Here is a 23,979-nt window from a genome sequence, read left to right on the forward strand (position 1 = left end):
AAACTACTTCTTCCTAAAATACACAGAAACTGGCACCCCGTTAAAGTCAAATTCTTTTCGAAGTTGATTTTCTATATACCTTTTATAAGGATCTCTTATATACTGTGGCAAGTTACAAAAAAATGCAAATTGAGGTTGTGGTGTAGGTAATTGCGTAATGTATTTTATTTTTACATACTTGCCTTTATACGCAGGAGGCGGATTTCTTTCAATTATTGGTAATAAAATCTCATTAAGCTCACTGGTTTTGATTTTTTTGGATCTGTTTTTATAAACTTCTACAGCAGTCTCCATTGCTTTAAACAAACGTTGCTTGGTTAGCGCAGAAATAAATACAATTGGCACATCTGTAAAAGGCTCTATTTGCTTACGAATATATTTTTCAAAATCTTTTAATGTGTTACTCTCCTTATTTTCTATAAGATCCCACTTATTAACTAAGATTACTATTCCTTTTCTGTTTCGTTCTGCTAACCAAAAGATGTTTTGCACCTGTCCATCAAACCCTCGAGTTGCATCTAATACTAACAAACAAACATCAGAGTGCTCTATTGCTCGAACGGATCGCATTACTGAATAAAATTCTAAATCTTCTTTTACTTTGGATTTTCTTCGTATCCCAGCAGTATCTACCAAATTAAATTCAAAACCAAAACGATTATATTTTGTATCGATCGAATCTCTGGTTGTTCCAGCAATATCAGTTACTATATATCTATCTTCACCAATTAATGCGTTTATAAAAGACGATTTTCCTGCATTTGGTCTTCCTACCACTGCAAATCGTGGCAACTCATCATCATCTTCTTCTTCTTGCTCTGGTAATGCTTTTACTAGTGCATCTAAAAGTTCACCTGTACCGCTTCCGTTTATACTGGCAATGGTGTAGTACTCGCCAAGTCCCAAATTATAAAACTCGACTGCATCAGCTTCTCTTTTTCCGTTATCTACTTTATTGATTGCTAAAAAAACAGGTTTATCCACTTTACGTAGTAGATTAGCAACATCTTCATCCATTCCTGTTACACCTGACTCTACATCTACCATAAAAATAATAGCATCTGCTTCATCAATTGCCAATTCTACTTGTTTATCAATCTCTGCTTCAAAAATATCGTCACTACCTACAACATAACCTCCGGTATCTATTAAAGAAAATTCTACGCCATTCCAATCACTTTTACCGTAATGTCTATCACGAGTAACACCGCTAACCGCATCAACGATAGCTTCTCTTCTCTGAATTAAACGATTAAAGAAAGTTGATTTCCCTACATTAGGTCTCCCTACAATTGCCACAATACTGCTCATTGAACTCTATTCTTAATTTTGTGCAAAATTAGACTTTTTATTTTAGAACTCATCTTGTGTTCTAAATATCTTTACATGATTAAAATAGAAGGAAAAAAACTGACATAAAAAACAAAAAGTCCAAAGGCCCTAAACAAGGCCTATGGAACTTTTCATAATTGATAGTCAGTCAGTGAAATAATTACTTACTTCAAATATAGCAAGTATTATAGCTAACTAGGTTACTGTAAAACAACAAAGTTTTTGATCATTTTACCTCGTAAATAGCTACTGTATTAGAGACTTCATGAGTTACTATAATTAAATCATTACCTGTTGGGCTATCTGATGCTTTTACTGATATCATACCTTCTGGACTAATATCATTAGCGTCTCTAAGCCACTCTATAAATACAGGGCTTGAAGGGTTAGAAATATCATATACCAAAATACCTCCTGTTCTTTCAAGACCAACAAATAACAATGTTTTATTTCCTATTCTTAACGTTTCTACTGCTTCTGGTTCTGCTCCTTTATCATCTGATCTTTTATCTGCTGCTCCACCTTCGTTTGTATTAAAAGCACCAGAATCAATTCCGAAAATAGTTTTCCCTATCTCATCACCACTATCATAAACCAAAGTACCCGAAGTAGACCATATACTAAAAGATCTTGCCCCATAAGAATATATAACATCATGATCTCCATCGCCATCAATATCCCCATTAGCAGTTGTAGTTTTTAATCTTCCAAGATTCTCGTCCAATTGCAAAGTAGTTGCGTTTGGAAACGCGGTTGGATCCAAAGTAAGATCTTTAACTCTAACTTCTTCAGAAAAACCATCGTAATCACGTGCATCGCCTTCATTAGCAGTTATTAAATATCCTTCTCCTCTAATTTTAGTATATGTTATTGCGTCTGGTTGGTAAAAACCTAAAACAGGCCAGTTTTGAAAATTCCCAACAATACCATCTTTATCACTAGCATCGAATTGATTGCTAAGTAATGTGTGATCTTTTACGCCAAGCCCAACAATATTACTGATTGATTTAGTCTTAAGATCAACGATAGCAATACCATTATTTTCTTGTAAAACTACATATGCCGTTTTTGAATCTTTTGAAACGGCAATATATTCGGGCTCTACATCCTGCGCAAATGAAGCTCCTTGCCCAAATACTCTAAAATCGTTTCCAATGTTTTGACCATTAAATGCTGTAAAACTAACATTTGAAACTTCACCCGTCCCGACCTGAATGATAGTTATCGAACCTTCTGGGTCATTGGTGTAGGCATCATTTGGTTCTCCTTCATTAGCAGCAATAATATATTTCCCATTTGGGCTAAAAGTCACCATATCTGGTAAAGCTCCCGATTCGTATACGCTTAATAATGTTTGAGAATCTGAATCAAACGTAGTAATTGTACCATTAGCTTGCTTATCGATACTGTTTTCAAGGGCTACAGCTACAACCCCATTGCTAACAGCAACACTATTTGGAATACCTGATAAAGCAATATCTACTCCTTGGACAGGAGTATTAGGGTTAGATAAGTCCCAAACAGAGAGTTCTGAATCATTTGGATTTACAACAAATAGTTTATTAGTTTCAGGATCAAATGCAGAAATTTCTGCAAACCCTTCATCTCCGCTTCCATTTATGAATCCTCCTATTTTAGTAAATGTAAGCGTATCATTTCCACCTCCACCGGTATAGTCATCAAGTTCGCAAGAACTAAAAATCCCCAAAAGAGCTGTTGCACAAAAAATTGTTTTGTTAAAAATTTTCATTAGTTGTTTTATTTGTGTGATTAAACACACAAATTTGAGTATCTAATATATCCTCAATGTTATCCTAAGGATAAATAATTTATCTATCCCCTAGAAGTTTCAAAAGTATACTATAAAGAAATTCCCTCTAGTTTTTACAATTAATTGTAAAAACTAGAGGGAATTTTACGTATTAAAAAAAATAAATTTCTTAGTTCTTTTTATTATCGACTACGATTTTTTCTACTTTAGACCAACCATCTCCAACTATTCTCATCATATATATACCTTCTGACAATTGTGGTAATGTTGAAAAATTTATATCAACGGTTTCATCTCCTTGATCAACAAATCTATTAATCACAGTACTCTTATTTCCTCCTGTAAGGTCATGTAAAGAAATAGTAACCTTCTGTTTTTTCTCTAGTTTAAGGTCTAACGACATTTTAGTTCTTGAATTAACAAGAGTAGGATATACCGCTGCTATTCTATTTGTACCATCTCCTCCTCCATCACAAGTTTCAACTAGTATCATCACACTATCTGTATCAAAATTATCACAACCATCTTTAAAAACTTTTACAGTATATTCTACGTTTCTACGAGTAGAAACTCTTATAGTTTGATCTCTTATCACACCATCTATTGTTGGTGCACTCCATACATATGAATCTCCACCGTTAGCCGTTAATTCTACAAATTCGCCTATACATACAGTAACATCGTCACCTGCATTTGCTACTATAGAACAATTCATATCTACATCAACAGTTACTACTACTGTATCCATATCCTCACATCCATTCTTTTGAACCGTAACTGCATACTCAGTCGTTACTTCTGGGGTAACTTCGATTGACATTGTTGTTTCTCCTGTAGACCAAAGATATGTATCTCCTCCACTAGCCGTTAGAGTAGTTGTTTCTCCTTTAGTAATTGTAATATCTGAACCAGCATCTGAAGTTACAGAATTTACATTTACGAGTATTGTATCTGCAGCTTCACAGTCTCCTTGCTTTACAACAACAGTATATTCTGAAGTTTCTTTTGGGTTTACTATGATAGATTGAGTAGTCTCTCCTGTAGACCAAGAGTACTCATCAGCCTCGGTAGCTACTAAAACTACTTCTTCTCCTTCACAAACAGAGATATCGTCACCCAAACTAACTGTTGCAGACTTAACAGTTACTATAGCTTCATCTGTTGCTGTACACCCTCCCTTGGTAATTGTAACAGAATAGGTTGTAGTTTCTATAGGGCTCACCGTAATACTTGCCGTAGTTTCTCCTGTAGACCATAGAACTGATCCTTCTCCAACTGCTGTTAGAGTAGCGCTCCCACCCAAACAAACTTCTTGATCCTCTACGGTAACTTCTGGGGATGTTACAAACACATCAACCATATCGGTTGCTACACATCCATCAATAGTAACTTCAATTTTATACCATGCAATACTTTCGGTAGGGCTTACTGTAATACTTTGTGTAGTTTCTCCCGTAGACCATAAATAAGTATCTGCTTTAGTAGAGGTTAATGTAACCTCATCTCCTAGGCAAATAATAATGTTTTCTCCTATACTAACCTCTGGGGATTTAACAGTCACTACAGCTTCATCTATTGCTGTGCAACCACCTTTGGTAATAGTTACAGAATAAGTTGTAGTTTCTGTAGGGCTCACCGTAATACTTGGCGTAGTTTCTCCTGTAGACCATAGCATTGACCCTTCTCCAACTGCCGTTAAAGTTGCGCTATCTCCTAAACAAATTTCTTGATCCTCTACAGTAACTTCTGGTGATGTAACAAATACATCAACCATATCGGTTGCTACACATCCATCGATAGTAACTTCAATTTTATACCATGCTATGCTTTCTGTAGGGCTTACTGTGATACTTTGTGTAGTTTCTCCCGTAGACCATAAATAAGCATCTGCTTCTGTAGAAGTTAATGTAACTTCATCTCCTAGGCAAATAATAATGTTTTCTCCTATACTAACCTCTGGGGATTTTACGGTTACTACCGCTTCATCTGTTGCTGAACAACCATCTTTAGTAATAGTAACAGAATAGGTTGTAGTTTCTGTTGGGTCAACTGTTATACTCGGTGTAGTTTCTCCTGTAGACCACACTACTGTTCCTTCTCCAACTGCTACTAGAGTTGTACTATCACCTAAACAAATTTCTTGATCACTTACTACTACATTACAATTATCTGTAGGGTTATCTATACAAGGCTCAAAAACATGATGATGTAACTCTCCACCATTATGGTAATAGTTCAAAGCAATAACCTGCCCATTAACATTACCTGAAGAATTTTTAGTTACACTTGATTGCGGAGCAAATAATGTACCTACAAGTGTACCTCCTCCTTTAAGAGTAATTGACGGTGCATTATAAAAGTTCCATAAAATGAAACGACCTTGTTGATCTCCTATACCTGCTATATTAAATATATTCCATTCAAAATCGACAGAAACATCAACATTAATAATAAGTGGTGTATCTATATTTGGTGCATTTTCAAATGTTAAATAAGGTAATGACAAAAGCTCATTTCCTGTAATATTAATTACATTAACTTGATTTTCTGCAAGTCGAATCTTATTATCAGCATCAATTTCTAAATTCGCATCGAATTCGCTAAATTGTTTAGATCTAGCTAGAAACCCTGTAAATGCCGCTTCAAAATCAATTAAATTATTATGATTTACACTATTTGCAGGTTGTTTATTATGAACCTGAACTCTAGGAATCATATCATATGTGCCTGGAGTTACTCTCGTATTTGTAGTAACTCTATTATTATCTAGGTCATATACAAACGATCCTTGTAGATCTCCTACTTTTGCAAACCCTTGATTAAGCTGAATCCCTTGACCATGATCATAAATTATTTTTCCATTAACTACTAATGAAGATGCTTCGCTATCTCCATTAAAGTAATTAGTTCCGGCTGTTTGACCGGCAACAGTTATAATTCCATCTAAAGTCAAATCCCCTCCTATTGCAACGGGACCATCGGTATCTCCCGAGCCCAGGTGTGCTTCATTTCGAACAAAGGCATTGTAACCTAATGCATTTGCTGTTGGATTAGAACAAGTGTTAGATGGGTTTGCTTCTGAAATATTGGTTTTATCATTTGATCTAGCAAAACCAGTATTGACCAGAAAAATTATCATCGCGGTAGCAAAAAGCGCAGATGAAAGGTTAGTTTTGAGTGTTGTGTTTTTCGACATAATGTCATTTGTTTTAAAGAGATTAAAAAAAATATTTAAGGTGAGTATACTTTAGGTGTTAAGCATAAAAAATAAAATGAATACGACATGAGTTAAATTAAGCCCTCATATCAGATCATGTAATTTTATTTTAAAAATCCTTTTAAAAATTAAGAATGTGTGAAGAAGTATAGGTGTTTCATATTTTGGGTTTATGTTGATTTGGAATGCTAAAGTATGGAATAGCCGTAAAAATCAATTAAAAAAAAACACAAAAACGTTTAAGTGTATTTTTTAACCCGTGTTATACCGTGTTTTTAAAATTCCTACATTTAAAACCCTACAAAATTAGCTGTTATAACCAAAACGTTTTAATTGCCGTTGATTACTACGCCAATTTTTATTAATCTTTACAAAAAGTTCAATATGAATTTTCTTACCGAAAAATTTCTCTAATTCTTTACGCGCTTCGACACCTACTTTTTTTAACGCAGCCCCTTTGTGCCCTATTATTATTCCTTTTTGAGAATCTCTCTCCACCATAATTACCGAACGAATCCTTATAATATCTTCGTCTTCGATAAACTCTTCAGTCTCTACCTCTACTGCATAAGGGATCTCTTTCTTATAATTAAGTAATATTTTCTCTCTAATGGCTTCATTAACAAAAAACCGTTCTGGCTTATCAGTCAACTGGTCTTTTGGGTAAAATGCCGGAGAGTCTGGTAACAGTTCTACTAATCGATCAAAAACTTCTCTAACATTAAATTTCTCTAGAGCTGATATTGGATAGATTTCTGCATTTGGTACTTTTTGTGCCCAAAATTGAACTTGCTCTTCTAGTTTTGTCTGATCAGATAAATCAATTTTATTTATTAATAAAAGTACAGGGATTTTAGCACTTGTTATTTTAGCAAAAAAAGCTTCGTCTTTTAAGTCTTTCTCTCCTATTTCTATAATATATACCAGAACATCTGCATCTTCAAAAGCTGACTTCACAAAATCCATCATTGATTCTTGAAGGTCATAAGCCGGTTTGATAATCCCTGGCGTATCTGATAAAACAACCTGAAAATCGTCTCCATTTACTATCCCTAATATACGATGTCTAGTAGTTTGCGCTTTAGAAGTAATAATCGATAGTTTCTCGCCAATAAAGGCATTCATCAAAGTAGACTTACCTACATTTGGATTTCCAATGATATTTACAAAACCTGCTTTATGGTTCATATACTTAATTTTGCCACAAAGGTATATCAATATTAAACAACAAAATAATTCTATTTAGGATATCTTATTTACCCCCGTATCTTATTAACATTTACAAGCAAAAAACAGTTAGTAAGTAATTCTTAGTATTTTAACTATTTATTTAGATTTTTCATAAATTTAATTCCAGTATGTGTTCAAAACCCCTGTGAAGACAATATTTTTAAAAAAATACTGGGCCCTTTTGAAAAATTGTAACTTATTTTTTTTATTCAATAACTTACTATTATTATGTCTTTTACTTTTTTCACCTAAAGATGTTAATGGTCAGGATTATAGTAAGCAGTTAACCAAAGCAAACGAAAACTTTGAAGCATTTGCATATATTGATGCAAGAGCTATTTATCTGGATGTTGCTCAAAGGGGATTTTCTGCCCCCGATTTATATCAAAAATTAGCCGATTCGTTTTATTTTACGGGAGACTTAGAGGCTTCTGTGGAGTGGTATGAAAAACTAATACAAACTTATCCTGAGAATTTAAACCCTGAATATTTGTTTAAGTATGCCCAAAGTCTTAAAAGTGTCGAAAGATATGCCGAATCAGATAAAGTAATGGATCAGTTTTATTTACTTACCGGAACAGATAAAAGAGCCAAATCATTTATTAACAAGAGAGATTATTTAGACTTTATAGAATTACAGTCGGGTAAATTTGATATTTTTCCTTTAAGTATAAACTCTGAAAATTCTGAGTATGCACCTAGTTTTAATAATCAAAATCAAATCGTATTTGCTTCTTCTAGAACCAAAAAAACAAATAACTCCAAAATTCATGGATGGAACAGAATGCCTTTTTTAGATCTGTTTTCTTCTAACATTAAGAAAGATACAATTAGCCTTGATGAACCTATCAAATTAAAAGGTAAGATCAATACAAAATTTCATGAATCGTCAACTAGTTTTAGCAAAGATGGCAAAACTGTATATTTTTCAAGAAACAACTTTACCAATAATAAAATAGGAACTAGTAAAAAAGGGGTTGTTTTATTAAAACTTTATAGTGCTAATTTTATTGATGGAAAATGGACCAATATCCAAGAGCTGCCTTTTTGCAGTGATAATTATTCTGTATCCCACCCTTCTTTAAGTTTAGATGGCAAAAAGCTTTATTTTGCAAGTGATATGCCAGGCACCATAGGTAAATCAGACCTCTTTGTTGTTGATGTTTTAGGTAATGGAAAATTTGGGAAACCAAAAAATCTTGGAGAAAATATCAATACCGAAGGAAGAGAAACATTTCCATATATAAGCAATACAGGAAATTTATACTTCTCAAGTGATGGACATGTTGGACTAGGAGGTTTAGACGTTTTTGTAACTGTACCTGAAGAGGTTGGTTTTTCTGAAGCATTTAATGTTGGTAAACCTATAAATAGTCCTAAAGACGATTTTACATTTGTACTTAATGAGGACACTAGAATTGGCTACTTTGCGAGTAATCGAAAAGGAGGAAAAGGAAATGATGATATTTATAGCTTTAAACAGACCAAAGAGCTGATCACTTCGTGCAAACAATACATAGAAGGCACAGTATACAACAAAATTACAAATCAAAGTCTACCCAATGCACGCTTGGAATTACTAGATGTTAATCAAAATTTGATTACAGAAATCATTTCTAACAGCTTAGGTAACTATAGATTCGAGGTAGAATGTAATACTGAATATACAGTAAAAGTCACTTTAGATCAATTCATCCCAGAAGAATTAACAATCGCTGCCAATGACACTTTTGAATTTACACATGATGTATCGTTCCCATTAGCTGCATTAGGCAGTGTCAAAAGTTTATTGACATTAGTTCCTGTAAACATTGGTGATGATTTATCCAAAACATTACAACTCAACCCTATTCATTTTGGTTTAGATGATTCATCCATTACTAAAAATGCAGAGGTAGAATTACAAAAGATTATTTCGGCTATGAACTTATATCCAGAATTAAAAATTGAGGTAAGATCACATACAGATAGCAGGTCAAGTTATTGGTATAATAAAAGGTTAAGTGTAAAACGAATGCGTGCAACCGTTAAATACATCATACAAGAAGGAAATATTAATTGGCGAAGAATCCGCGGTAAAGCATATGGTGAAAGACGACTAATTAATCATTGCGTTGATGATGTTCCCTGTACTGAGGAAGAACACCAAGAAAATAGAAGGAGTGAATTTATTGTACGTAAATAAACAAAATGGCATTCATTTCACAATACATCTACCAACTGTAGTTATACTTTTTTGAAATACTCTTTGGCAAACGCATTTACTTTTGGAGCTAAAATTAACCCTGAAACTACGGTGGGAATTGCCATTAGTGCAAAAGCACTATCAATAAGGTTAATTGCAAAATCAATTTTGACTACAGCAGCTATTACAATAAAAATTATATAAACATAATTGTAATACTTCCCATATTTAGGTTTTGTTAAAAACCCTAAGCAAACTGTTCCGTAATAGGAATGAGAAAATAGTGTAGAAAAAGCAAACACCAAAACCATGATAACCACAACAATATCTCCTAAACCATAAGGCAAAACACTATTAAAAGCTTCTAGGGTTAATGAAATCCCATTTCCATCAGTATATTGCCAAACACCTGTCGACAAAATGGCTAAAGCTGTTAATGTACATACCAATAACGTATCAATTGCCGGACCTATCATCGCTACTAACCCTTCACGAATAGGTTCATTAGTTTTTGCGGTTCCATGCATCATTGGAGCCGTTCCTATACCTGCTTCATTAGAAAAAGCTGCTCTCTTTATTCCTGTTTTTACCAAATATCCTAATGCTCCCCCCTCAGCAGCTTCGCCAGAAAAGGCATCTGAGAAAATCAACATAAACATTTGCGGCACTACATCAATTTGTATAATCAAAATTGTAAATACTGTTATAAAATAAAGAATTACCATAGAAGGCACCAATTTACTTGCTACCAATCCTATTCTTTTAATGCCACCTAAAATTACCATAGATGCAATTACAGCTAGTACAAGACCAATATATAATTTACTACCATCTCCCCAATTCATAACATCTACCAACGTTTGTGTTAGTTGATTAGCAGTAAATGCCGGTAAAGTCCCTACTAAGCCAGCAAGAGCAAAAAAAACTGCAAGAGGTTTCCATTTTTCACCCAAACCATTCATTATAACATACATTGGACCGCTAAGCAATTTTCCATCTTCATCTTTTGATCGATACATTACTGATAAGGAACAGGTATAAAACTTAGTAGCCATACCTATTAAAGCGCTTATCCACATCCAAAAGATAGCTCCTGGCCCTCCTGTAACAATGGCTATAGCTACTCCGCTAATATTACCCATTCCGACTGTAGCTGCGATCGCAGAAGACAAAGCCTGAAAATGGCTAAGTTGCCCTGGCGCTTCTTCATTATCATATTTACCTCCAAGTACTTGAATAGCATGTCTGAAATAAAAAAACGGAGTAAACCTAGAATAAATCAGAAAAAAAAGTCCACCTCCAATAAGCAGTATTAACAGTGGCCAATCCCAAATCCAAGGACTAAAAAAAGCTATAAAACCTTCTATTTTTTCAAACATATATCGATGTAATACTTTATTCTAAATATTAAACTATGAATTTAAGCCCTTGATAAATCTTGGTTTATCAATACCTCTATCATACATAATTATACTTCCTGCAACAGCAACATTTAAACTTAACTCTGATTTAAATTTTACGACAAATTGAGATTTCTCTATAGCCATTTTAGATAGACCATGATCTTCAGCTCCTAAAAGATACACGCAACGTTTTGGATGATTAAATGTTTCTAATGAGACAGCCCTATCTGTAAGTTCTACCCCTACAAGCATTGCTCCTTTTGGTAAGTGATGATAAAAATCTTCAAAAGTATCATAATGAAAGTAAGGCATTGCTTTTACCGCATTATGTGTATCGCTTGCTTGTTTAGCATATCTATTACCAATAGTAAAAATAAAACTTGCCCCCATATTCTGGGCAGAACGCCATAAAACACCAAGGTTTTCCGGAGTTTTCCCATTTTGAATACCAATACCAAAAAATTCGTTTTCAAAGTTATTTATCATGGATATAAAAATAACTCTTATTACATTATCGATGGAGTTTCCTTTTAAAAATTATCCAACTATATTCAAACTAAAATCAACTATACTTTTGGTACGCTTTTTCTAATTTAGTATCATATTTATTTTTTTTGTATCCTGGCCCATTATATCCTTCAGCAAATTTGGCCCAATTTTTCTCTTTAATCCAATCCAGTAACTTTTTACCCTTAAAGGAGGTGTTTTCTACAAATTTCCCAAAAGCTTTAAGGTGTTCACGTTCGTGTTCATACATTTCTGAAACAAAATGATCAATCGATGCATATCCAAGGTTTTTATAATGAAAGCCCATAATCTGAAATGCTCCCCAGGAAGCAGCGTTATATGCGGCTTCATGAAATGCCGGTAAATCTGATATTCCCGCAGCTTTTTCTAAACGATCATACTCACCTGCTCCACCTCTATAATGTGATCTGGTCCATTTCTTATACAAAACATCTTTGGTTCGGTTAGAAACATATTTCTCTGGATTTATACCTTTAGACTTAAGTTCTCTCCAAAATATATGGCCTTCAAACAATATGACAGGACGACCGTATACCAAAAAACCTTTACCTCGACTTTCTATTTCATTAACAGCCTTTACCATAGCTATTTCCAATCCAAATTGATTTGCAAAATCTTTCACATCTTTTTCGGATAAAAACTTATCATTAAAAGCTACTAAGTTTTTTTCAGCTTCTATGAGTTTCATCCAAGATTTTAAACCAACGATACCATCTACCACTAAGTTGTTTTTACTTTGAAAATCTTTGACTGCAGCATCGGTATCTCGTCCAAAAAAATTAGATACATAAACCGTATACCCTAGTTTAGTCAAAATTTCTTCTAAATAATGAACTTCTTCTCCTCTTGATCGATATCTTATTGTTTTCATTTTTGTGTGTTTTTAAGGGTTTTTAATTTAAACATAAAAACTCATCCTTTAGTATTGTTTACTGTTTTTTTTACACCACCCTGAATTGGTGATAATTCCCCCACTCTATAGAATGTTCTTTGAGCATTCAAAGGGGGTTACATACTATAAATCAAGGTTATTCTAAAAATTTAAATACTCTTTTACGAATTCTAATTAGATCATAACGAATTCTAAAACCACCACCTTTAGGAAGTATTAGGGTCTTACATTTACATTAAATAGCTAACCTCAAAATACGCTGTTATGAAAAATGTAGCCATAATCATTATTCTATTTCAAAGTTTTCAGTATCTGTATGCCCAAAATACATTTACGAAAAGCGACAAGTATTTAGTTACCACTGAAATCACAGATCAGGAGGGACAAGAATACCCTTCTTACATTGTTAATTTGGTAAGTGCAAAAGATAGCTCCGAAAAAATATCTACACTTACTATTGACGACACAGAACTTTTTGAGGACATCTTTATCACTACCTTAGAGAATCCTGGTTTAGAAGGAATCTCTGAGGTAATTAAGATGGAAATTGAGTATTTAGCATGTTGCGCACATGTAGAATCCTATTATTTTATGATTGGAGAAGATAACAACATAATCGAATTACCAGAAATCAATAATGTGTATTGTGAAAATTCAGATACCGATTCCCAGTATATATTTCCTACTCAGGAATATGGAATCATCGGAAATATTTTACAAACACAGACTTTTTATAAAAACACATCAGATGTAAGGTATGTAAACCTTAAACAAAGTTATGCATGGAATGATGGGATCGTTGACGATCCTACCACAACTGCTATAACAGGGTATTAAAACACCTTAACAACAAACTCAATCTGATAAACAAAAAGGGGGAAACTTTTGTTTATTATACCGACAATCCTATTTAAGGTATTGTCGGTTTTGTTTGTTATTAAGGTTAAGGGTTTAGTTATCTACAACTAAAAATCAGTTTGATTATATTTGTTCTTAACCTCATTAATCTTTTATGAATTTAAACCGCCAAATTTATATTTTCTCTTTCTTGCTATGTTGCACCATTTACTCAATAAATGCGCAAAACAATAGACTTTGGGCTTTTACTCTTGAAGATGGTTTACCACAATCTCAGGTATACGATATGGTTCAAGATGAAATGGGTTACTTATGGTTAGGAACACAAGGAGGAGGCTTGTGTCGATTTAATGGTGAAGAATTCAAAATCTGGAATGAAAGTGATGGATTACAGTCAAATTATATTCATGCTCTTAATTTTGTAAACGATAGTTTGTTTATCGGAACAAAAAGAGGGCTTTCTATAAAAACAAAAAATAAATTCATAAACCTTGAAGGTCCTCGGATTAATAAAATATATCGTTTTGAAAATAAAACTTACTTAGCCACTAATGTCGGTATATATCAATACACAAAAGAACTTGGTTTAAGTAAGGTTAAATTAAATCCTAAAATCAATACCAGTATTATTAATGACATTGCTTTTGATGGCAAATTGTTTTGGGTAGCCACAAGTAAAGGGTTATGGAAATTAAATGCAATTAAGAAAAGTGCCAGTATCAAAGAAAGACATAGTGCTCATCATTTTACCGCAGCCGTTTTTTATAGAAATAAAATTTTTGCAGCTGCCCGTGAAGAAGGTATTCTTGTTTTAAATACCAATGCAAGATCTTATGGGAACAAGTGGCTTTCGCAACCTTTGAGAGTAAATAATATTTCTATTCACAATTTAAATGAACTTTGGTTTTCAACAGATAATGAAGGTATAACAATTATCGATGGGGACACTCGGTTACATAAGAAAAAAATTAATCGAAAGAATGGTTTAACGGTTTCGCACGTAAGAAAAAGTATCGTAGATCAGCAATCAAATATTTGGATCGCTACTTCTGGAGGTGGTTTTTATAAATATTTTCAGAATAACTTTATGCACTATGACCAGAATACTGGGCTAAAAGGTAATCGAGTATATGCAATACACACTGCTAGAGATGGCATATGGGCTTCAAATTCTGAAACTGGACTTATTAAAATAGATTCGACAGGAATACATCATATCCCTCAGGATGATCGTTTAGCCGAAGTAAAAATAAGAACAATAACCAGTGATAATTCTGGAAATATCTGGGCAGGTACTGAAGGTAAAGGCATACTTTTTAAACAACGTAAGCAAATTGATACCATTATTGTTGACAGTACTATTATAAAAAGACAAAAAAAAGATTCTATTATTCTAAAATTTGATACTATTCCTAAAACAGTATATACAAATCATATTTTAGATAGTGATGATGGACTTCCTTCAGACTGGATTAGAACAATATTAGTTGACAAAAGTCTTATTTGGGCTGCGTCGTATTCTAGCGGTATTATTCGTTTTAAATATGATCCAGCACGAAAGCGACTCTTATCATCAAAAAAATTTAATCGCAAAAGCGGAATAAAAGATTTGCAAATTAGACATATGACTAAAGGTCCCAAAGGTAAAATTTGGTACGCAACTCAAAATGGTCATTTGGGATATATAAAAAATAATAGAGTAAAACATCTTGGAAATATTTTAAATCAAAAAACTGCTATAAGTACAATACTGTTTCATGACGATAAAATCTTTATTGGAACCGCAGGAAGAGGAATTTGGTGGTCTGACCTGGATAAAATAGTAATAAAAAAACTAAAAGGAAGAAAAAAACCATATTCGGATAATATTTACCAAATGATCTTTGACGACCAGGGTAATTTATGGGCAGGTAGCGAACGAGGTGTCGATAAAATTGAGCTTAATCAATTTAATGATATTGTTGACATATATCATTACGGAAGAAATGATGGCTTTCTAGGCATTGAAACCCACCTTAATGCAGTTACCAAAGATCAGGAGGGGAATTTATGGTTTGGTGCTATTTACGGGTTAACAGAATATAAACCCACTGTCACTACTAAAACGACCATAAAACCTAAACTATTCTTTGAAGATGTAGAAGTTGCTTACAGAAGCGTTGATTCTATCAATCTTAATTCATGGGCAAATAGCGACCATGTTTTGCGATTAAAACCAAATCAAACAGAACTATCCTTTAGTTATAAAACTATAGATTTAGATCACCCTAATGATATCCAATATCGTTTTAGACTTAATAACTCCGAATGGAGTCCTTGGTCATCAGAAAGCAAACAAAATCTTGCTGGTTTAGCCTATGGATCGCATTATTTTTCTGCGCAATCTAGAAATTATAGATGGGAAGAAAGTGATCTAACTACATTTCGTTTCTTTATAGATAGCCCTATATACGAAAAAGCATGGTTTCAATTAGCCGTACTTGCAGCTATACTATTACTTGTAGGTGGTTATGCTTTATCTTATATTCGTAGGGTAAAACAAAAAAATAAAGTAGAGCAAGAACGCTTACAAATGCAAAATCATTTGTTGTCACTAGAACAGAAAGCTTTAAGACTACAAATGAATCCTCACTTTATTTTTAATGTTTTAAACGGAATAAAAGCTATGGGGACTAGCAATCCTCTTAAGATGAATAATACCATTAATACCTTTGCTACTTTATTAAGAGAAACTTTATATAATTCAAGAAAAGATTATATTACTTTGGATCAAGAAATACAAACACTTAAACATTATATAGAAATCGAAAAGCTAATGGCTAGCAAACCCTTTACCTATGAGATTTCTATTGACACAGATTTTGATCCAGAAGAAATTCTGATTCCTCCAATGTTAATTCAGCCTTTTGTAGAAAATGCTGTAAGACATGGTATTTTAAAAGGAAGTAGAGATGGCGAATTAAAAGTCCTCTTTCACACTACAGAAGATTTCTTACATTGTACTGTAAAAGATAACGGACAAGGGATTTTTCAATCACAAAAGGCCAAAACGAATACAGATCATCAATCAATGGCATTGACAGTTACTCGTGAAAGACTAGAATCTATTTCAGGAGAAGATTCTTTACAAATAGAAGAGATTATGAATAATGGCAAAACTGTTGCCGGCACCCAAATTGCATTTAAAATTCCTTTAGAAACCGACTATTAGAAAAAACTATGCTTACAGCAATCATTGTAGAAGACATGCCCGATGCACTTCAACTTTTAAAAAGTGACTTACAGGCTAACCATCCAGAAATAAAAATTGTTGATACTGCGCAGAGCGTTGTTGAAGCAGCAAAATCTTTACGTAATACAGAACCTGATATTCTTTTTTTAGATATTATGTTAGGTGATGGAACTGGTTTTGATGTATTAGAAATATTTCCAGAACTAAAATCAAAAATTATTTTTGTTACCGCTAGTGATGAGTATGCAATCCGAGCTTTTAAATTTGCCGCTATAGACTATGTTTTAAAACCATATTCTAATGAAGAATTAGCGCAAGCTATTGCTAAAGCAAAAAAACAAATACAACCAAACAAAGAACGCTTAAACATTTTAAAAGATACTTTATCTGCTCCAGAGCAAAAACCTGATAAAATATCACTTCATACACTAGATAAAATTATTATTGTGAGTCTTGATGATATCATTAGGTGTGAATCAGATAGTAATAATACTATCTTTTATCTTCAGGATGGACAAAAAATATTTGTAACAAAAACATTAAAGTACTTTGCAGATATGCTCAAAAACTATCAGTTTTTAAGAGTTCATCAAAGTCATTTAGTCAATTTACAATGCATTAGTGCTTTTATCAAAACCGATGGAGGGTATCTTATGTTAAAAAACGGAGAAAACATACCTGTATCTGTAAGAAAGAAAAATGAAGTAATGGAGATTTTAGACCAACTTCATAGGTAATACAATAAGACAATTAGAAAAAGAGGAACAGAGAAATCAATACCGCTTTAGTTTAAACTTAACACTAAGTATTTGGTTTTATAGTTCCAAAATAACAATAAACTTTTTCTAAATTTAACATTGTATGACTCTATTTTGCCTTTATTTCATAACTCCATAAAAAACCATCATTCAATTTCCATATAAACTTCTGCCGTCCATTTAACATCCTTTACATCAGTATGAGGATTATTGTGATAAACCTCTACAATAGTTTTCAGAGGTTTAATTTGTTTATCTAAAGTATATTGACATAAAGCATACCATGCCCTATCTATATAACTATAGTTACCTTGAAAGGTAGCTTTCAAAGATTTTTTAGCGACTACTTTTTTATATTTTATCTCACTATGTACAGGAAAATCATCAAGTTTTTCAATAGGGAAACAGAAATTAAAATTCAATTTTCCTGTATTTTTATTCCAGTCTAATATTTCGATAAATGGATTTGATTTTAATGTTAAATTATGGTTTTTCAAAAAAGTATTAATATAAGTGCTGTTATTAATCATATTGACTGCCTTTGCATTTTGGTTACAAGAAATATTCACGTATGCCACAAAGGATTCTGGACTTTTTTGTTCGCCATCTATTACAACTTTAAACTGATCCAAATGCGATAATAAGGTCGCATTAAAACCTGTAAATTCCTGATGGATTAATGTTTGGATGGGTGAAATACCAAGTAATTTTTTAATACGAGTTCGTATAGGTTTGTCCAAATCATTTACTCCTATAAAGACTTTGGTGATGGAATCATTGATTTTGTGCATTTTCCAATCAAATTCTAATTTATAAGATTCAAAATCATAGGTATGGATTAAATTTTCGAATGGTTTCTTTTTACTAAATACAGTTTTCGTATTCCCTTTATTAAGACTAGCGTTCCATCCCAGAACATTATGATAAACAGTACCTGGCGATGTTTCTGCCTGTATAACAACCTCAAAGTCATATGTTTTTATGAATAAGTACCAAGCAAAAAATACTAGTAACGAAATAAGGCATCCAAATGCTATTCTTTTTATATGCATCATAATGTTATTTTGTTTTTAGGGATTCATTTTTCATTGCCATATTCAATTCATAAATTTCTACAGGAGCATTATGTACCATGATCAAAATATATATATTTTTGCACCCATCTCAATTGACATCAATCATAGTGACTCCTGTATTCCAATGAGAGTTTCCTCCTATACCTGCATTATCCGTTATGTCTTCAAACTGGAAACCTTCTTTATTTAAATATAGTTTATTCTGAACTTGATTACCTGTAAAAAAAAGATCGGGTAGGTCATCATTATTAATATCGCCAATAGCTATTCCGCCGCCATTATAATAGTAAAGGTAATCGAGAATAGTAAGTTTTTGAGTTGGTTGTAAGGTATTCTGGAACGTTATATTACTTTTTTTACTAGGCACTAAATGAAATAATTTGTTCTGCTTTTGTTGACACCCTATACTAAGTATCACAATGACCACTACATACAACCATTTGGATAACATATTATTCATGTTGTTGTACCTCATATATTAATGGAATCTCATCGTTAATACCTATTATAAGGCGTGTATCTTTCTTTGGAGAATTGAATGTTTTTATGGAATTGATGACTCCATCGATAAAAAAACCAGAATCTGCATAGTTGACCCAATTAAAATTAGCTTTACCATCTCCTAACAAAACACCGCCAAAACTGGCGTCTAATTGCGAAAATTGAGGTTTTAACGAATAATTATTACCTCCAAAAATGATATCAAGGTTTCCATCATTATTAAGGTCTAATAATGCAATATCATTTATACATGAAAATTGTGCTTGCGGTGGTAACTTCTTTATCACAAAACTACTGTCTCCATTATTAATAGCAACCACACTCTCAGAAATGCCAACAGATTTTTTGATAGTTCTCTCTATCTTTTTTGCAGGAAACAGTTCGTGTATTGTCTTTTTTGCGTAAGCTGCAAATCTTAGATTTTTCTTTTTTAAAATGGGTACTTGATTTGTCAGTTCTCTTTTTAAATGTACAGGTACATCTTTTCCGTTCACTGATGTTGTAAAAATCTGTTCAATAGCTCCATTGTTATCAAAATCATTAATATACATTTTTAGGACATTGGTACTATCTGGTTTATATATAGAATTTGTACCACTATTTCCTAAAACGATATCGATATCCCCATCATTATCAATATCTTTGGTTGTACAAGTTTTCCACCATCCCGTCAATGCAGTTAGATTAGTGCGTAATCGTGTTAATTTTGCATCTTTTGTTAGATAGATATGGACTCCACCCCAATCCTCTGTTACGACAAGGTCTTTTATACCATCTGTATTCATATCGGCCCAAGTAGCATCGGTAATCATCCCTAATTGTTTTAGATCAACGGCCTTCTCTTTTAATTGGTTTGTGAAATTTCCTTTTCCATCATTTTCCAATAAAAAATGAGAAGGATTCATTCCATAAACTCCAGGAACACTTCTGCTTCCTACAAAAACATCTATATCACCGTCTGAATCATAATCATAAGGCGCTATTATCGAAGTATTATAAAAATTACTGGGAATTTTAAGGGTACTTTTTGTAAAATCTCCTTTACCATTATTAAGGTATAATCTCAAATCAAAATTACTTTTCATACCATCGATTTGATTGCCTCCAGAACCAACAAGAAGATCTACATGACCATCTCCATTGGCATCCAGAAAAGCAGCAGCAGTATCTTCAAAATCAGAATCTTTAGAGAGGTCTATAGGTCTTTTTTTAAGAAACCCTTTTTCTTTTTGCAGATATATTTGTCCGGATTGGCCTTTGGAACCCCCAATAAAAAAATCTTCGACTCCATCATTATCTACATCACTAACACTAATAACTGGACCTTCTTTTGAAAGCATTTTATAGATCAACCCTTCATAATTAAAATCAATATAATGGTTCTCTTCATGTTTTAGTAAGCTTGCATTTTTTACTTCTGTCAGAAAGGTATTATTTTCATTAATTAATTTATTTGATGATGTAATTCCTGCTTCTTTTTGATCGAGAGTTACTAGTTGATTGGTAACTATATTTTTCATGACCTGTCTGCTGTTATCGGGCCATGTGATTATTAATGAATCTATTTTTTTATGTTGTCCAGTACCAATCGTCATTACATAATCCACAGAAGATTGAAAACCTCTAGAAGGTTGTACTTGTTGATGTATAATTTCATCTTGTATATACATGTTGACAATACTTCCTATACCAAAGGTATTTCTATCTTTTCCTAATAACTTTAACCGAATATGAGTATTTGTTGTTTGATGATTCGTTTCATTTCTATACACGAATACAGGTTGGTTCACGTTATTTACGACCAAGTCAAGATCACCATCATTGTCTAAATCTCCGTATGAGGAACCATTAGAGAAGCTATTTTCCTCAAAACCCCATGGCTTTACAACATTCGAAAAGGTTAAATCCTTATTATTTTTGAATGCGAAATTAGGAATTGGCGTACTCGGCATTCTTTTAACAATCGTATCCATGCCTATTTTTTTACCTGTTCGTATCATTTTTTTTAGAATATCATCTGCAAAAAAATCCATGAAATCTTGATTTGTAAGATCATGAGAAATACCATTAGATACAAAAACATCTTTGAATCCATCATTATCCATATCAAATAAAACTGCACCCCAGCTCCAATCCGTCATTGCTATTCCTGAATAGAATGCTATTTCAGAAAAACTTTGATTTCCATTATTAAGCTGCAAGGTGTTTTGCATGTATTGTTTATGGAAATTTTTACGCTGTTTAAGTTCGAATATATCATATCCCTCAAATTCTATAGTTTCTTTAAGGCGTTGATTTGCCTCTGGCAGCATATCTGTAACAAAAATATCAGGATGCCCATCATTATTAATATCAGCTAAATCGGTTCCCATCGAGGATAAACTAATATGAGGAGTCCAGGCTTTTATTTCTTCAGAAAATGTTCCGTTTTTGTTATTTATATAGAGATAATCTTGCTCATAAAAATCATTAGAAACATAAATATCGGGCCATAAGTCATTATTAATATCCCCTATAGTAATTCCTAATCCAAAACCTATAAGACTGCCATAAATACCAGCACTTTCGCTTACATCTACAAATAAATCATTATCATTACGCAGTAATCTATCTCCTCCTCCTTTTAGTATGTCTTTTACATTCCAATCCTTACTTCTAAGCTCTCTCTTATTAGAATAACTCAAACTGTTTACAGGAACAAAACTGTTATTTAATAGATACACATCTAAATCACCATCTTTATCATAATCAACAAAGGCAGCATGAGTAGTAAACCCGGTATCGGCTAGATTATAAGCCTCTGCTTTTTCGGTAAAAGTGAGGTCTTTATTATTAATATAGAGCTCGTTTTTCTGGTTATCACCATCGACGTTACCTGCATTACAAATATAGATATCCAACCATCCATCGGCGTTAATATCTACCATAACAACTCCTGTAGACCATGTATTTTTGCCAGACATTCCAGAGGACTCAGTAATATCTTTAAACTCAAAACCCTTTTGATTTAAGTATATTTTGTTACTGCCTTGGTTTGCTGTTAGTACAATATCTGAAAAACCATCATTATTGATATCTCCTATAGCAACTCCGCCTCCATTATAGAAATTCCGGTAATTAAATATATTTAAATCTTGTGTATTTGTAATTGAATTTTCAAATGAGATATTTGTTTTTTCTGAAGATAGCTTAGTAAAAAGAGGAGGGGCTTTAAACTTCTGAAAATTCTTATCTACATCGCAAGATGCACTGCCAATTAGTAGTAATATTAATACCGTAAGTCTATTTTTAAAAACCAAATTTTTAAATCTTAAGTTATAGTAACATATCATATATGATATGCCTGATCTTATTTTCAAAGATCAGACATATCGTTAAATTAATATCCTGGATTTTGATTTAAACTTGGGTTTGCTAGTAACGCCGTTGGCGGTATTGGGTATAAAACTCTTTCAGAAGTAGTTGCTGGTTTTTCTTGCCATGCATCTAAAAACTTACCAAACCTGATTAGATCATTTCTTCTCCAACCTTCCCAATACAATTCTCTTCCTCTTTCTTGCAATAGATTATCAGCAGTTATTGCTGTAAAAGGTGAAGGAGTTTCAAACCTTACGGCTCTCACATCATTAATGATCGTTAAAGCAGTCTGCCCCATTGGATCAGTTCCACCTCTAAAAAGTGCTTCTGCTTTATTCATTAGTACATCTCCATATCTCAATAACACCATACTGTTGTTTGGGTTATCCGCATTATCAATCCCCCCTGTGAAATCAGGAATATATTTTAACACTCTAATTCCTTCTACTTCTCCATTTACTTTAAGAGTAACTTCTCTTGTAAAATTAACAGGAGTCACCCCATCTCGTGCAAACACCATATTTCCTTCGTCATCAAACTGTTGACCAATTAAAAACCCTGCACTCACCCCTGAACTATTTGTATAAGGGTTTGTAGCGCTATTATAGGGGCCTCCTAAACGACTATCACCTTCTTCAAAGGTGTCATAAAAATCTGAAAGTGTAGCATAACCACTCCATCCATTTGGTTTTTGATTCCAATGTAAAGAACAATTCCATTTTGCTTTAAATTGAGGTATTTGCGATCCCGGCACAGAAAAAATCAACTCAGTACTTTGCACATCATTTAGTTCGGCAAACGTATTAAAATAACCCTCTACCCCAGGAGATAATGAATATACTCCTGAATTTATGATATCATTAGCATAGGTTACTACTTGATTCATATCCTCTGAACCAAACGTAAATGTTCCCGAACTTCTATCGTCTGCCTCATACACTGCTTTATTAAGGTAAAGTTTACATAATAAAGCTCTTGCCGTATTCTTATTTGCCAAATTTGGATTGGAAGTGTCTGGCAAATCTGATAATGCAGATTCTAAGTCATCGATAAGAAACTGAACAGACTCAGCTCCATCACGAACCAACGGATCTACTTCTAAACCTTCTGTAGCTCCCCTAAATGTTGTAATCCCCCAAAAATCTAAAATATGAAACATATAATATGCTCTTACCACCTTGGCTTCTGCTATTATTTGTGATGTTGCACCATTACCCTCGATTGCCTGTGTAGCTCTAAAAACCCCTTCATGCAAATCGCTCCATACAGTTCTAATAAATAAGTGATCAGGAGCCCAAGAGTGTAAATGCATTTGTTGAAAAACTCCGTTATCAAACCAGTCTCCTCCTCTGGTTGGTCCCATGAGTACATCAGAAGAATGCTCTGATAATCCAAAAATTGTACGCTCATTAGCAAACTCTCTAAGTTGACCATAAGCAGATGCTAACAAATCACTAGATTCTCCTACTCCTTCGGGTTCTATACCACCAAGGTTCTCAAACTCTAAATCGGTACAAGATGCTACCAAAAGAAAGCCTATAAAACCTATCATTAATTTTAATTTATTTTTTATTTTCATTTCTGTGAATTTTAATAATTATTTTTCAAGACACCTATTCTAAAACTAACTCTGATGTCC

General features: G+C 33.1%; 15 protein-coding genes. 4 read left to right on the forward strand and 11 right to left on the reverse strand.

Annotated features, from left to right (window positions below):
* Positions 1–3: 3 nt before the first annotated feature.
* The 4 genes from der to era all read right to left on the reverse strand — a co-directional run bounded on the left by der (position 4) and on the right by era (position 7,508).
* Entirely contained in the window at positions 4–1,311 is a 1,308-nt protein-coding gene (gene der, locus AWE51_RS00505) for a ribosome biogenesis GTPase Der (protein ID WP_066307971.1), read from the reverse strand.
* A 247-nt stretch (positions 1,312–1,558) separates the two neighbouring features.
* Positions 1,559–3,082: a choice-of-anchor I family protein gene (locus AWE51_RS00510; RefSeq protein ID WP_066307974.1), complete on the reverse strand. Its 1,524-nt coding sequence runs from the start codon at positions 3,080–3,082 to the stop codon at positions 1,559–1,561.
* A 190-nt stretch (positions 3,083–3,272) separates the two neighbouring features.
* On the reverse strand, positions 3,273–6,299 hold the full coding sequence (locus tag AWE51_RS00515) for a collagen-binding domain-containing protein (protein ID WP_066307978.1): 3,027 nt from the start codon (positions 6,297–6,299) through the stop codon (positions 3,273–3,275).
* 327 nt (positions 6,300–6,626) lie between these two features.
* Complete coding sequence (gene era, locus AWE51_RS00520; RefSeq protein WP_066307980.1) at positions 6,627–7,508, reverse strand: GTPase Era; 882 nt, start codon at positions 7,506–7,508, stop codon at positions 6,627–6,629.
* A 223-nt stretch (positions 7,509–7,731) separates the two neighbouring features.
* On the opposite strand from era, the gene AWE51_RS00525 reads away from it, so the two are divergent.
* Complete coding sequence (locus AWE51_RS00525) at positions 7,732–9,735, forward strand: OmpA family protein (RefSeq protein ID WP_066307981.1); 2,004 nt, start codon at positions 7,732–7,734, stop codon at positions 9,733–9,735.
* Between the two features lie 41 nt (positions 9,736–9,776).
* Here AWE51_RS00525 and AWE51_RS00530 read toward each other — a convergent pair whose 3' ends face one another.
* From AWE51_RS00530 to AWE51_RS00540, 3 genes are all read right to left on the reverse strand, one after another.
* Entirely contained in the window at positions 9,777–11,114 is a 1,338-nt protein-coding gene (locus tag AWE51_RS00530; protein ID WP_066307982.1) for an alanine/glycine:cation symporter family protein, read from the reverse strand.
* A 33-nt stretch (positions 11,115–11,147) separates the two neighbouring features.
* Complete coding sequence (locus AWE51_RS00535) at positions 11,148–11,624, reverse strand: RNA methyltransferase (protein ID WP_066307985.1); 477 nt, start codon at positions 11,622–11,624, stop codon at positions 11,148–11,150.
* Between the two features lie 76 nt (positions 11,625–11,700).
* Complete coding sequence (locus AWE51_RS00540) at positions 11,701–12,537, reverse strand: N-acetylmuramidase domain-containing protein (RefSeq protein ID WP_066307986.1); 837 nt, start codon at positions 12,535–12,537, stop codon at positions 11,701–11,703.
* Between the two features lie 285 nt (positions 12,538–12,822).
* Between AWE51_RS00540 and AWE51_RS00545 the strand changes: the two genes are divergently transcribed.
* The 3 genes from AWE51_RS00545 to AWE51_RS00555 all read left to right on the forward strand — a co-directional run bounded on the left by AWE51_RS00545 (position 12,823) and on the right by AWE51_RS00555 (position 17,385).
* Complete coding sequence (locus AWE51_RS00545; RefSeq protein ID WP_066307989.1) at positions 12,823–13,395, forward strand: hypothetical protein; 573 nt, start codon at positions 12,823–12,825, stop codon at positions 13,393–13,395.
* A gap of 175 nt (positions 13,396–13,570) precedes the next feature.
* Entirely contained in the window at positions 13,571–16,627 is a 3,057-nt protein-coding gene (locus AWE51_RS00550) for a ligand-binding sensor domain-containing protein (RefSeq protein WP_066307991.1), read from the forward strand.
* An 8-nt stretch (positions 16,628–16,635) separates the two neighbouring features.
* Positions 16,636–17,385: a LytR/AlgR family response regulator transcription factor gene (locus AWE51_RS00555; protein ID WP_066307993.1), complete on the forward strand. Its 750-nt coding sequence runs from the start codon at positions 16,636–16,638 to the stop codon at positions 17,383–17,385.
* A gap of 167 nt (positions 17,386–17,552) precedes the next feature.
* Here AWE51_RS00555 and AWE51_RS00560 read toward each other — a convergent pair whose 3' ends face one another.
* The 4 genes from AWE51_RS00560 to AWE51_RS00575 all read right to left on the reverse strand — a co-directional run bounded on the left by AWE51_RS00560 (position 17,553) and on the right by AWE51_RS00575 (position 23,919).
* Positions 17,553–18,461: a GyrI-like domain-containing protein gene (locus AWE51_RS00560; protein WP_066307996.1), complete on the reverse strand. Its 909-nt coding sequence runs from the start codon at positions 18,459–18,461 to the stop codon at positions 17,553–17,555.
* 109 nt (positions 18,462–18,570) lie between these two features.
* On the reverse strand, positions 18,571–18,942 hold the full coding sequence (locus AWE51_RS00565; RefSeq protein ID WP_066307999.1) for an FG-GAP repeat domain-containing protein: 372 nt from the start codon (positions 18,940–18,942) through the stop codon (positions 18,571–18,573).
* Positions 18,935–22,315, reverse strand: coding sequence for a VCBS repeat-containing protein (locus AWE51_RS00570; RefSeq protein ID WP_066308005.1), 3,381 nt, complete (start codon positions 22,313–22,315; stop codon positions 18,935–18,937). Before AWE51_RS00570 ends, AWE51_RS00565 begins: the two co-directional genes overlap by 8 nt.
* 47 nt (positions 22,316–22,362) lie before the next feature.
* Positions 22,363–23,919, reverse strand: a complete 1,557-nt coding sequence (locus AWE51_RS00575; RefSeq protein ID WP_066308007.1) for a RagB/SusD family nutrient uptake outer membrane protein — start codon at positions 23,917–23,919, stop codon at positions 22,363–22,365.
* Positions 23,920–23,979 lie beyond the last annotated feature (60 nt).

This window comes from Aquimarina aggregata, assembly GCF_001632745.1.
In the GTDB taxonomy this organism is placed as follows: domain Bacteria; phylum Bacteroidota; class Bacteroidia; order Flavobacteriales; family Flavobacteriaceae; genus Aquimarina; species Aquimarina aggregata.

Excerpts from the sequence above, each read along its gene's own strand:
- der (WP_066307971.1), bottom strand. The coding sequence starts at position 1,311 with ATGAGCAGTATTGTGGCAATTGTAGGGAGACCTAATGTAGGGAAATCA.
- AWE51_RS00510 (WP_066307974.1), bottom strand. The coding sequence starts at position 3,082 with ATGAAAATTTTTAACAAAACAATTTTTTGTGCAACAGCTCTTTTGGGG.
- AWE51_RS00515 (WP_066307978.1), bottom strand. The coding sequence starts at position 6,299 with ATGTCGAAAAACACAACACTCAAAACTAACCTTTCATCTGCGCTTTTT.
- era (WP_066307980.1), bottom strand. The coding sequence starts at position 7,508 with ATGAACCATAAAGCAGGTTTTGTAAATATCATTGGAAATCCAAATGTA.
- AWE51_RS00530 (WP_066307982.1), bottom strand. The coding sequence starts at position 11,114 with ATGTTTGAAAAAATAGAAGGTTTTATAGCTTTTTTTAGTCCTTGGATT.
- AWE51_RS00535 (WP_066307985.1), bottom strand. The coding sequence starts at position 11,624 with ATGATAAATAACTTTGAAAACGAATTTTTTGGTATTGGTATTCAAAAT.
- AWE51_RS00540 (WP_066307986.1), bottom strand. The coding sequence starts at position 12,537 with ATGAAAACAATAAGATATCGATCAAGAGGAGAAGAAGTTCATTATTTA.
- AWE51_RS00545 (WP_066307989.1), top strand. The coding sequence starts at position 12,823 with ATGAAAAATGTAGCCATAATCATTATTCTATTTCAAAGTTTTCAGTAT.
- AWE51_RS00550 (WP_066307991.1), top strand. The coding sequence starts at position 13,571 with ATGAATTTAAACCGCCAAATTTATATTTTCTCTTTCTTGCTATGTTGC.
- AWE51_RS00555 (WP_066307993.1), top strand. The coding sequence starts at position 16,636 with ATGCTTACAGCAATCATTGTAGAAGACATGCCCGATGCACTTCAACTT.
- AWE51_RS00560 (WP_066307996.1), bottom strand. The coding sequence starts at position 18,461 with ATGATGCATATAAAAAGAATAGCATTTGGATGCCTTATTTCGTTACTA.
- AWE51_RS00565 (WP_066307999.1), bottom strand. The coding sequence starts at position 18,942 with ATGAATAATATGTTATCCAAATGGTTGTATGTAGTGGTCATTGTGATA.
- AWE51_RS00570 (WP_066308005.1), bottom strand. The coding sequence starts at position 22,315 with ATGATATGTTACTATAACTTAAGATTTAAAAATTTGGTTTTTAAAAAT.
- AWE51_RS00575 (WP_066308007.1), bottom strand. The coding sequence starts at position 23,919 with ATGAAAATAAAAAATAAATTAAAATTAATGATAGGTTTTATAGGCTTT.